Annotated in this window: 10 protein-coding genes; 3 read left to right on the forward strand and 7 right to left on the reverse strand. The window is 63.8% G+C overall.

What is annotated here, in order from left to right; translation table 11 throughout:
- Positions 1-1,013, reverse strand: a 1,013-nt coding sequence (locus ACNJ7K_RS23875) for an acetyl-CoA C-acetyltransferase (RefSeq protein WP_487042298.1), incomplete at its 3' end; no start/stop codon positions are given.
- Between the two features lie 838 nt (positions 1,014-1,851).
- On the opposite strand from ACNJ7K_RS23875, the gene ACNJ7K_RS23880 reads away from it, so the two are divergent.
- The gene (locus tag ACNJ7K_RS23880) at positions 1,852-2,688 is read left to right on the forward strand and encodes a mycofactocin-coupled SDR family oxidoreductase (RefSeq protein ID WP_138998902.1); all 837 of its coding nucleotides are present in this window, start codon (positions 1,852-1,854) and stop codon (positions 2,686-2,688) included.
- Positions 2,689-3,209: 521 nt separating this feature from the next.
- On the opposite strand, the gene ACNJ7K_RS23885 is transcribed toward ACNJ7K_RS23880, so the two are convergent.
- The 5 genes from ACNJ7K_RS23885 to ACNJ7K_RS23905 form a co-directional block, all read right to left on the reverse strand.
- A complete protein-coding gene (locus ACNJ7K_RS23885; RefSeq protein WP_138998903.1) occupies positions 3,210-4,187 on the reverse strand; it encodes an NAD(P)H-dependent flavin oxidoreductase in 978 nt (325 codons plus the stop codon).
- A 42-nt stretch (positions 4,188-4,229) separates the two neighbouring features.
- Positions 4,230-4,736 carry a flavin reductase family protein gene (locus ACNJ7K_RS23890; RefSeq protein WP_240794960.1) on the reverse strand — a complete coding sequence of 169 codons (507 nt, stop codon included), beginning with the start codon at positions 4,734-4,736 and terminating at the stop codon, positions 4,230-4,232.
- 46 nt (positions 4,737-4,782) lie between these two features.
- Complete coding sequence (locus tag ACNJ7K_RS23895) at positions 4,783-5,427, reverse strand: 3,4-dihydroxy-2-butanone-4-phosphate synthase (RefSeq protein WP_240794961.1); 645 nt, start codon at positions 5,425-5,427, stop codon at positions 4,783-4,785.
- Between the two features lie 12 nt (positions 5,428-5,439).
- Complete coding sequence (locus tag ACNJ7K_RS23900) at positions 5,440-5,835, reverse strand: nuclear transport factor 2-like protein (RefSeq protein ID WP_138998905.1); 396 nt, start codon at positions 5,833-5,835, stop codon at positions 5,440-5,442.
- A gap of 313 nt (positions 5,836-6,148) precedes the next feature.
- On the reverse strand, positions 6,149-6,511 hold the full coding sequence (locus ACNJ7K_RS23905) for a hypothetical protein (RefSeq protein WP_240794971.1): 363 nt from the start codon (positions 6,509-6,511) through the stop codon (positions 6,149-6,151).
- On the opposite strand from ACNJ7K_RS23905, the gene ACNJ7K_RS23910 reads away from it, so the two are divergent.
- On the forward strand, positions 6,395-8,743 hold the full coding sequence (locus ACNJ7K_RS23910) for a LuxR C-terminal-related transcriptional regulator (protein ID WP_487042331.1): 2,349 nt from the start codon (positions 6,395-6,397) through the stop codon (positions 8,741-8,743). The two genes, ACNJ7K_RS23905 and ACNJ7K_RS23910, sit on opposite strands and share 117 nt — an antisense overlap.
- A 61-nt stretch (positions 8,744-8,804) precedes the next feature.
- On the opposite strand, the gene ACNJ7K_RS23915 is transcribed toward ACNJ7K_RS23910, so the two are convergent.
- On the reverse strand, positions 8,805-10,004 hold the full coding sequence (locus ACNJ7K_RS23915; protein WP_138998907.1) for an acyl-CoA dehydrogenase family protein: 1,200 nt from the start codon (positions 10,002-10,004) through the stop codon (positions 8,805-8,807).
- 508 nt (positions 10,005-10,512) lie between these two features.
- Between ACNJ7K_RS23915 and ACNJ7K_RS23920 the strand changes: the two genes are divergently transcribed.
- The gene (locus tag ACNJ7K_RS23920; RefSeq protein WP_171061650.1) at positions 10,513-10,671 is read left to right on the forward strand and encodes a hypothetical protein; all 159 of its coding nucleotides are present in this window, start codon (positions 10,513-10,515) and stop codon (positions 10,669-10,671) included.
- Positions 10,672-10,737: the final 66 nt, after the last annotated feature.

The following is a 10,737-nucleotide window of genomic DNA, read 5'->3' on the forward strand; positions in this document are numbered from 1 at the left end:
GGATCGATGCCCAGCTCGCGGGCAGAGACGATGCCGACGGCGGCGAACGCCTCGTTGATCTCGACGAGGTCGAGCTCGGTCGGGTCGAGGCCCTCACGCTCGCAGGCCCGGGCGATCGCCCGTGCCGGCTGCGACTGCAGGGCCGAGTCCGGTCCCGCGACGACACCGTGGCGGCCGATCTCGGCGATCCAGCTCAGGCCGAGCTCGGTGGCCTTGGCCTTGCTCATCACGACGACCGCGGCGGCACCGTCGGAGATCTGCGAGGCCGAACCGGCGGTGACGGTGCCGTCCTTCGCAAACGCCGCACGCAGCGATCCGAGCGACTCGGCGGTGGTCTCCGGGCGGATGCCCTCGTCGGCGGCGAAGACGATCGGGTCGCCCTTGCGCTGCTTGATCGACACCGGCACGACCTCGTCGTCGAACAGGCCGTCCTTCCAGGCGCGGGCAGCCCGCTGGTGCGAGGCGGCGGCGAAGGCGTCCTGCTCGGCGCGGGAGACGAAGCGCTCGCCCGAGTTGGCCGACTCGGTGAGGTTGCCCATCGCCTGGTCGGTGAAGATGTCGTGCAGACCGTCGTAGGCCATGTGGTCGCGCAGGGTCACATCGCCGTACTTGAAGCCGGCGCGGGACTTTTCGAGCATGTGCGGGGCCTGGCTCATCGACTCCTGGCCGCCGGCGACGACGACGTCGAACTCGCCGGCGCGGATCAGCTGGTCGGCCATCGCGATCGCGTTGATGCCCGACAGACACACCTTGTTGATCGTCAGTGCCGGCACGTCCATCGGGATGCCGGCAGCCACGGCCGCCTGACGGGCCGGGATCTGGCCGGCGCCGGCGGTGAGAACCTGGCCCATGATGACGTATTCGACCTGCTCCGCAGCCACACCGGCGCGTTCGAGTGCACCGGAGATCGCCACGCCACCGAGATCCGATCCGGAGAAATCCTTGAGCGAACCCTGCAGACGCCCCATCGGGGTGCGAGCACCAGCGATAATCACCGAAACAGTTGCAGTCATTGATATTTCCCTAGTTATGTCGTCATCCAACTCTTCGTCCACCGCGCACGGGGGCTCGATGTCACCTACAGGCACGCCAACCACCGATACCGTCCCCAGCACAACAGACAGCAGGGCCCAGCGGGCCGGCTTCGAGCATCCTCGTCCACCCAATGAACGATTAGCGGTGCCCGGCGTCAGTACACCAGTACGTCTCGTCCCGAGCAAGCGGTAAAAGTGGTGTGCTGAAATCTGATCGCCTGGAAAGATCCGACGATCCGGTTCGTCCACTCAGTGGACGACTTGACAGAGCACCCGATCACAATCGATCGGGACCCGCACGACACCGACCCTGCCGCGATCGCGCCGTGGACACAGAGCGAGCCTCCGCGCAGTTGCGTGACCGCCCCTTACGAGCCGCCGGTCTGCGATACCACCCTTGATGCCCGTGGCCATGGGTTCGTGCAACTACCCGAATGGGTGACCACGTAGCGGACCACGTAGTCACCCGCCTGTGCGCAACTCGCGGACCGACCATTGTGATCCACGGCATACCGCGTTCTCGTCCCCCGTCGAAACGCGCGAGGGACGACAAGCGAGTTGCACACCAGGAAGGTCATTTTCATGACGCAAGCCATCGACCGATCAGTATCTGTTCTGACGCACCGACGCGCTGCGCCCACCTCACCGCTGGGTGCGCTCGGCCCGTGCGTGGCGACGCCACCATGGCAACGCAGCACACACCGGTCGGTCGAATCCTCCCTCGTCGACACCACCCCGATCCTGCGCGTCGACGAGAAGACAGCTTGTTGAGACACCCCGTCCATTCACAACCGTAATTACCACGGAAGGACCCTTGATGGGACAGCTTGAAGGCAAGGTCGCGCTGGTAACGGGAGCAGCACGCGGGCAAGGGCGCTCGCACGCCATCCGGCTCGCGGAGGAAGGCGCCGACGTCATCATCGTCGACATCTGCGCCACGCCGGCAACGACAAAGTACCGCGGCGCGACGGAGGACGAACTCCAGGAAACGGCCAGGCACATCGAAAAGTTCGGGCGGCGTGCCCACGTCGCGGTCGCCGACGTGCGGTCACTGAATCGGCTCCAGGACGTGGTCGCCGAGGGTGTCGCAAAGCTCGGGCGTCTCGACACCGTGGTGGCGAACGCCGGTATCTTCTCGTCCGCTCCGTTGCATGAGCTGACCGAAGAGCAATGGGACGAAATGATCGATATCAATCTGTCGGGCGTCTGGAAGACGATGCGCGCGACGGTTCCCGTCCTGATCGAGCAGGGTGAGGGCGGGTCGATCGTCCTGATCAGTTCCACCGGCGGGTTGCAGGGTTTCCCCAATTTCGCCCACTACGTCGCTGCGAAGCACGGCGTCACCGGTCTCGCCCGAACTGCCGCCAATGAGCTGGGCACCCATCGGATTCGATGCAACTCCATCCATCCCACCTCTGTGCTGACGGACATGATCGACAACGTGGACATGTACCGTCTGTTCCGTCCCGACCTCGAAACGCCCACACATGAGGATTTTCGTGAAGCGTGCGAGACAGCGATGAACGTGCTGCCAACTCCCTGGATCGAACCGGTGGATGTCAGCAACGCCGTGGTGTGGCTAGCTTCGGATGCGGCACGCTACGTCACCGGCATCGCAATGCCCGTCGACGCGGGCGCGCTCAACAAAGTCTGATCAGCGGACCCCGCGAGGAGCGGGGCACCCGGAACCAGCTCGGTGTGCCCCGCTCCGCACAAGCGCCTCGGCGATCGCGTCACGCCTGCTCATGCCAACTTCTCCAGAAGGTGTTCGACGTGTCCCCGACCGGGTGCGGCGAACGAACCAGCGCAGCGACGATGTCCTTGTCGGTAATCCCCGGAGGCGACGTGCGCCGCCACCTCCTGCTAAATGGGATCGCCTCCCTGATGCGATCCGTCGAGCCGGATCACCGGGCGATAGTGACTCCTCAGCACGAATCCTGTGACCTGGGAAACCGACATCGCGGCTCCACTGGCCTGACGCTTCCCGACCGATCGTCTCCCGATGTACTTCGCGCCTGCTTCCCGAATCGCGCACGGTGCTCGACTCGGTGATCGAAGTCGGCTACGGCGTGGTTTCGAACTGTGCGATAGCAGGCGCTGTGTGACGGTGAACCTGTGGTGCATCCCTGGCGGATGACTGACCGCAGCCTCGAAGCGGCCGAACGAGACCGGCTGTCACAGCAACGCAGCTCTTGCCTGCGCATATTCGGCGCTGAGGCGTTCGATGATCGTTGCAGCCGGCAGTACGTCGTCGACAGCACCGATGCCCTGACCTGCGCCCCAGATATCGCGCCATGGCTTCGGCTGCGGCTTGGTTTCCGGCTCCGAGTCTTCGTTGATCCCAAAGTTCGGCACAGTGGGCCGGGAGCCGGTGAGGGCGTCGAGATCAAGCCCGGCTGCTTCGATGCTTCCTCGCAGGTAGTTGCCGTGAACACCGGTGAACCGGTTCGAGTAGACGATGTCGCCGGCGGTCGAGTCGACAATCATCTGCTTGTACCTGGGGTCGGCATTGGCTTCGGCACTGGCGATGAAGGCGGAACCTATGTAAGCGAGGTCGGCTCCGGCAGCCTGCGCTGCGAGGACGGCGCGACCGTGAGCGATGGCTCCGGACAGCAACAGCGGGCCGTCGAACCACGCACGTATCTCCTGGATCAACGCGAATGGGGATTGTATCCCCGCGTGGCCACCGGCTCCGGCAGCGACAGCGATCAGACCGTCGGCGCCCTTGGCGACAGCCTTGCGGGCGAAGGTGTTGTCGATGACGTCGTGCAGGACGATGCCGCCGTACGAGTGGACGGCGTCGTTGACGTCGATGCGGGCACCGAGCGAGGTGATCACGATCGGAACTTCGAACTCGACGATGGTGTCGAGGTCCTCCTCGAGCCGAGCGTTGGACTTGTGCACGATTAGGTTGACCGCGTACGGAGCGGACGGTGCCTCCGGATTGTTCGCGTCGTGTTTCGCCAGCCTCCCGGTGATGTCGGTGAGCCACTCACGCAACGTCGGCTGAGGTCGCGCATTGAGCGAGGGGAACGAGCCGATGACTCCGGCGGTGCATTGTGCAACGACCAGATCGGGGTTGGAAGCGATGAACAAGGGGGAGGCGACCACGGGCAGACGAAGCCGGTCGTGGAGAACAGGCGGAAGACTCAATGTCGGATCCTTTTCAGCAGCACGGTGATACTGCAGCACGTGCTAGTGCGGAGTGTGTGTTCCGAACCGGCGACCGTGGTAGGTCAGTGGTGCGGCGGTCGGGTCGGTGTCGACGCCGGTGACGGCTCCGACGACGATGGCGTGATCGCCGCCCGGGAGGATCTGGTCGACCTGGCAGGAGAGCCAGATCGCGGTCTCGTCGAGTCGCGGTATCGAATCGTGCTGATGCCAGAGTGTTCCCGTGAACTTGTCGTCGCCCTTGGTGGCGAAGCGTGCGGCGAGGGCGTGTTGCTGCGCTCCGAGGACGTTGATTCCGAAGGTGCCGGCGCGTGTGATGGCGGACAGGCTTTCCGATGTCGTTGCCATCGCTACTGCGATCAACAGTGGTTCGAACGATAGGGACATCACGGCGCTGACGGTCGTGCCGTGCGGGCGATCGCCGTCCATCGTCGTGACGACGGTAACCGGTGCGCACATGTGCGCCATTGCCTCTTTGAAGTCGACCCGCAGTTCGTCTTCGGCGTAGGTGGTCGAGTTGGAGATACTCATGGACGGTCGGTCTCCCCGTGACGTCGAGTGCGGTGGGTGATGCCGTTCAGGCAACGGCGGAATGACTGCTGATGATCGATGCCCACAGTTCCGAGTAACGAATCGTGGGCAGGTCCCAGTGCCGGGCTTCGTCGATGCCGGCCTCTCGACGCGGATCGATGCGCGAGACCAGGGAGGTGAATGCCACCGGACAGCCCGGTGCTTCCGGCGCCGTCGCGGTACAGAGGTACCCGGCCTCCGCGATCATGCGCGGTCTGCTGGGGGTGTTGTCGTCCGTTGCCAGGACAGGGATGACATGACCCGGTCGGGTGAACGACGCGGGAGTCGATCGCCGATCGCCCAGGGTGCGGAGCGTGACCGCACGGTCTCGTGCGGAGATGCCGGTCGCTACGCCTTCCGCGGCGTCGACTGCCACGCACATCGGTCCGCTGTATGACGTACCTGTGTCCCAGGTCATCGGCGGGAGGCACAGGCGATGAGCATCGGACAAGCTCACGGTGACGCAGATGAATCCGCTTCCTTCACGGATCATTTCGGCCACGATGGATGTCGAAGCCCGGTCGGCCAGGATCATCATGTCGATGCCGGTGCCGTTCAGATCGTCGAGTGCCAGCACCGGGCTACCGGTCTGTAGTGCCTCGACGGCGGCGTCGAGAGCCGTGGTGCGCGTGCGGTGCTGTGCGATGCTCATCGCCATCACCCGTTAGCCGGCGAGTCCGGTGGCGGACCAGAACGCTTCGAACGAGGACGGCACGAGATCGTTGCCGCGCACGACCTTGCCGTCGACGAACCGGTGGCCCATGACCATGGTGATATCCAGTTCGTGATTCCCGAGTTTGCGGTATGCCCGGATCTTGGCCACCACGAGCTCGTCGTCGATCACGTCGCAGCTGAGCACTTCGTTTGCCGAGGCGTCGAGCTTGGCGAGCACGCCGAGTCCCTCCAGGAACTCCGCCTTGGTGTAGACCCGCTGCGAGCCGTCGAATGTGAATCCGGCCCACGTCATCGTGTCGTCGTACAGGTCCAGGAGGGGTGCGGGATCACCCTGGTCGGCTGCGGCGAAGGCCTTGGTGAGTGCGTCGGCGTTCTGCTGGGTCATTGGTGTACCTCCGTCAATGGGATGTGGTCCACACCACCTTCGCAAGGGCGGCGGCATCCGGTAACCGTCCGACCACGTGACCGGCTACGGGGGTGGTGATCCCACCGTCGCGATCGCAGTTTTTGCTGTTCATGGGCTTTTTGTTCGGGGGAATTGGGTGGCGGCCACCTCCTATAAAGTCGTGATTGACACATCTTGACCCCCCTTCTTGCGGCGTATCGCCTTCCCCCAGCAAAGTGATGTGGGTCTCATAGGAGGTGCGGTGAACGCCGACGAATGGTCCGAAATCCATCGATGCCGGGGTGAAGGTGAATCAATCAAGGGCATTGCCCAGCGCTTGGGTATCTCCCGGAACACGGTGCGCCGGGCCCTTGCCATGCCAGAACCGCCGCACGACCACCGAAGGTTGAAGGGCTCGGTAGCCGATGACGCGGATGCACGCATCCGCGACCTCCTCCAGCGGACTCCGGACATCTCCATCGCAGAGCTCGGCAGATGTATCGAGTGGAACCACTCCCGCACGCTTCTCGTACGCAAGGTGAACCAGATCAAGACCGAGATGACCACTCCCGCGTTCGAGCATCCTTCGATCGGGACCGGCCTTCCCCAGCAGCCCACCAGTTTCGTCGGGCGACACCACGAGCTGCGTGAAGTCCGTCGGCTTCTCGGGGACCACCGATTGGTGTCTGTGGTCGGGCCCGGAGGAATCGGAAAGACCCGACTCTCCGTACGCGCCGCGGAAGAATACCGACGGGCATTTCCCGACGGTGTACGCTTCGTCGAATTCGCTTCTCTGCGAAGCGAAAACCTGCTGAGTCAGGCGATCGCCGATCGACTCGGACTCGAAACCCGCGACGGTCCGGAAAGCTCTGCCGACGACATCCTCGTCGAGTACTTACGCAATCGGAGGATGCTCCTGATCCTCGACAACTGCGAACATCTCGTCGAAGGAGTCGCCGCCCTCGCGAGCCGTCTGATCGAGGAAACCAGCAACCTTCGGATCCTCACCACGTCACGTGAATACCTCGCCATTCCCGGGGAGTACGTTTTCCATCTCCCTCCCCTGCCGACGCACGCAGGGACAGGCTCGGGAGCCGTCGAACTGTTCGCAAGCCGCGCCGAGTCGGCGCTCTCGGGATTCGAACTCAGCGATTCGAATGTCGAGGCCGTCAGACGGATCTGTCAGCGACTCGACGGACTCCCCCTGGCCATCGAACTGGCGTGCACCCGCCTCAACGTCCTTTCCGTCGAAGACTTGGCCGAACGACTGGATCGGCGCCTGTCGATGCTCACCGTCTCCGCACGCGGACGCACACCACGCCATCGCAGCCTGCAGGCCACCATCGACTGGAGCTACGAACTGTGCTCGGAAACCGAACGCACCCTGTGGTGCAGAGCCTCCGTCTTCGCAGACAGTTTCGACCTCGCCGCAGCAGTAGCCGTGTGCTCCGACAACGTCCTGTCCGAGGACGAAATCATGGAAGCAGCCGCAGCACTCGTCGCCAAGTCCGTGGTTGTGCGTGAGACATCGCAGGACGGTGTCCGCTTCCGACTGCTCGAATCGATACGAGAGTACGGATGGGGAAAACTGACCGTCCCGGAACGCCGCCACATGAACACGAACCTGCTCGAGTACTGCGCACACATCATCGAAGAATCAACAGCGTCCTGGTACGGCCCCGAACAGTTGGCGAGAGCAACCGCGGTGTCGATCAACCGCGGAAACATCCGCGCGGCGCTGCATTCGGTAACGAACGACCCCGCCGACCCCGCACTCGTGCAACGGGCCGCGGACACCCTGGGAGCCTCGAGATTCCTGTGGGCATGCGGAATCTCCGTACGCGAACACCGCATGTGGTTGACGCAGGCGCTCGAATTGCCCGGAGTCTCGAGGACCGCACGAGGACGCATCCTGACCGTGCTCGCATTGGTTCAAACACTGCAAGGCGACCGAGACGCCGCCGACTTCACCCTACGCAGAGCCCGTGAGCTCGCCGGCGACCGCGAAGATCCGGTTACCCGGTCGTTCGCAGTGCACATCACCGGACTACGGGACTTCTTCGCCGGCCGGCCCGACTCCGGAATGGCATACCTCGACGAAGCAGAACGCGGTTACCAGTTGTACGGCTCCGAGCCGGAATTGGTATCGATGCTGCAGATCCACCGCGGCATGCTGCTCTGCTCCACACAGGACGTCTCCAGCGCCGCGGAGGCGTTCAACCGAGTGTTCACCAAGACCGACGAAATCGGCGAGCTGTGGTTCCACTCCTACGCGACCTACGGACTCGGCCACGTCGCACTGCTCGAGAACGCCCCCGACACCGCTGTCCAGCGCGCCCTCGAAGCACTTCGATATCAGCGAGAGTTCGCCGACCCTATCGGTAAGACCGTGATGGCCGACCTGCTCGGATGGGCACTCGCCGCGCAGGGCCACGGTGCACGTGCCGCCGTCGTCCTGGGCGCCGCCTCGTCCATGTGGGGTTCGATCGGCCAGCAACTCTACGGTGCCGACCACTGGAATACGTTGCGCGAACGCGCAGTCCATACGGCACGACGCCACATCGGGACATCCGCGTTCGACGCCGCATGGGCCCGAGGACAGGCCATGACCGCACCCGAACTGCTCGCCTACATCTTCGACGAGGACTGCACCGGCGACGAGCATCCGGTCCCGGACCGAGGTCTGTTCACCCGCGCCACCACGAACGCCGACACCTCTCAACTCGAGCTTCTCTCACCTCGTGAACGCGAGGTCGCCGATCTGGTTGCGCAGGGCCTGACGAACAAGCAGATCGCCGAGAAGCTGGTGCTCTCACCTCGGACAATTGAAGGACATGTGGAGCACCTGTTACGCAAGCTGTGCCTGTCCCGACGAACCGAAGTACCCCGAGCACTCTTCTCGACCTGAACAGCCCCGGTCGCCCGGGTCGCCATCACGACCCGGGCGAACACCCGTGGCAGAGAGCCGATCAGCTCTGCTGGTAGCCGGGCAGGATCGCCCCGGCGGCGTCCCTCAACGTCATGCGGTCGATCAGGGCGTGCTGAGTGGCGACCGCAGCATCACGCACACACCGCCCGAGAACGCTCGGGGTACGCACCGTCGCGCTACCGGCCCAACGATGCGCAAACATCACGACATCGCCGGCGACCTCCTGCACCCAGGTCGCAGCCTGCCGCAGCCGCGCGTGCTGCTCGTCCGAGATGGGCAGTCCTGCCGCCGCCGTGTCCTCCGCGTCCCCGAACACCTCGTAGACGTACGCACACGCAGCCTTGAACAGCGCTTCGTGACGCGCGAATTCGATCCGGAAGACATCGGAGTCACCAACGAAACCGTCGTATCCCGGGCGCACCTTGCCCGACACGATGCGCGCGATCTCCTCCAGGGCGCGCTCAGCGAGCCCCAGCGCCACCGGCGCGTGGCCACCGACACCGATGCCCAGGAGCCCGAGCTGGTAGACCGCCTCGGGACGGACGGGAACGGTCGAGAAGGTATCCATGGTGAACCGCTCCGGCACGAACTCGTCGCTCACCTGATAGTCGTACGAACCGGTGCCGACCATGCCCATGACACTCCAGTTGCCGAGGAACTCGACCTTCTCCTTGGGAATCCACGCGATGCGAGCCTCGGGCTGACCGTTCGCATCGACGATGGGATTGCCCTGGTCGTCGTGGACGACGAAACCGGCACCGATCCAGGAGGCATGCGCCGAACCGCTGGCGAACTGAAAGCGGCCCGTGACGCGATAGCCACCCTCGACGCGGACTCCCTTGCCCGTAGGGACGATCATTCCCGCGGTGATGCCCTTGTCGACTCCGGCGAACATCTCGCGAGCACCCTCGGGATTCGTGTAACCGACTGCAACACCGGTGCTGCACGAGTTGGCCATGAACGCCCACCCGGTGGAGCCGTCGGCGCGCGTGAGCTCCTGAATAACCTTGAAGGCGCTGACGATGTCGAGGCCGGCGCCACCGTACTCCTCCGGTACCAGGATCCAGAACAAGCCTGCCTCGGCCAGCGCGTCGTAGACGGGCCGCGTGATCGTCGCTCCGGCTTCGATAGCGTTTGCTTCGGCGTCGATGACCTTGGCTACTTCACGGGCACGATCGAGATACTCCGCTCCGCGAGCACGCTGCTGGTAGGTCGAGAGAACAGGCGCGGTGAGTGTCATCCGAGGATTCCTTCCATGTGGGTACGACGAGTACCTGCATATGACTGGAAGCACAATGACTCGCCACTCATGTCTCGACAGCGGGGCAACTACGTGGTCGCCTACGGGACCGCGACACCCGCGTACGCAGCCACAGCAGTAACGACATCTGGCCTGCACAACGTCACTCAGCGCGACGGGGACACCTACCCCTCCGCTACCCGGACGTCACGGTCAAGATGTGTCAGTGGCATCAGTGGCACAGGACATCACACCCACAATGCCGAACACCCGCGGGTGATACACCCAGGCCACCAATCCGTAGCCCACAGAGCTGTGTATCGCTTGCAAGCACCCGCTCCCACACGGTTTTTCACCAGAATCTTCGTGAGAGATTCGCTTACCGCAGATAGAATCAGCACACTCGTCGAGTTGATCGACTCGATTACGTGCAACTTCGATTAGTTTCGCTTGCACGGCATCTCCGCTTCCGACCAGGCGACACGGCATGACGACAGCGAGGAAGGCAATGACCCGCAACCCCCAGTCCGGTAAGAACCTCGGATATCCGGCGCATTCGATCCTCCATATCGTGGCAGAACTTGAAAGCCTTGCCCTCGACATGGCGTACGAGAAACGGAACCGTCTCGTGGACACATACCAGGAAGATGGCGAGCCGGCGTCGTGACGAGCCCGGAACATAGCGTCATCACGCTTGCGGAAACGATGATCCCTTCGACCGTGCTCGGCCGAA

The organism is Rhodococcus shunpengi (assembly GCF_048381395.1).
Lineage (GTDB): Bacteria > Actinomycetota > Actinomycetes > Mycobacteriales > Mycobacteriaceae > Rhodococcus.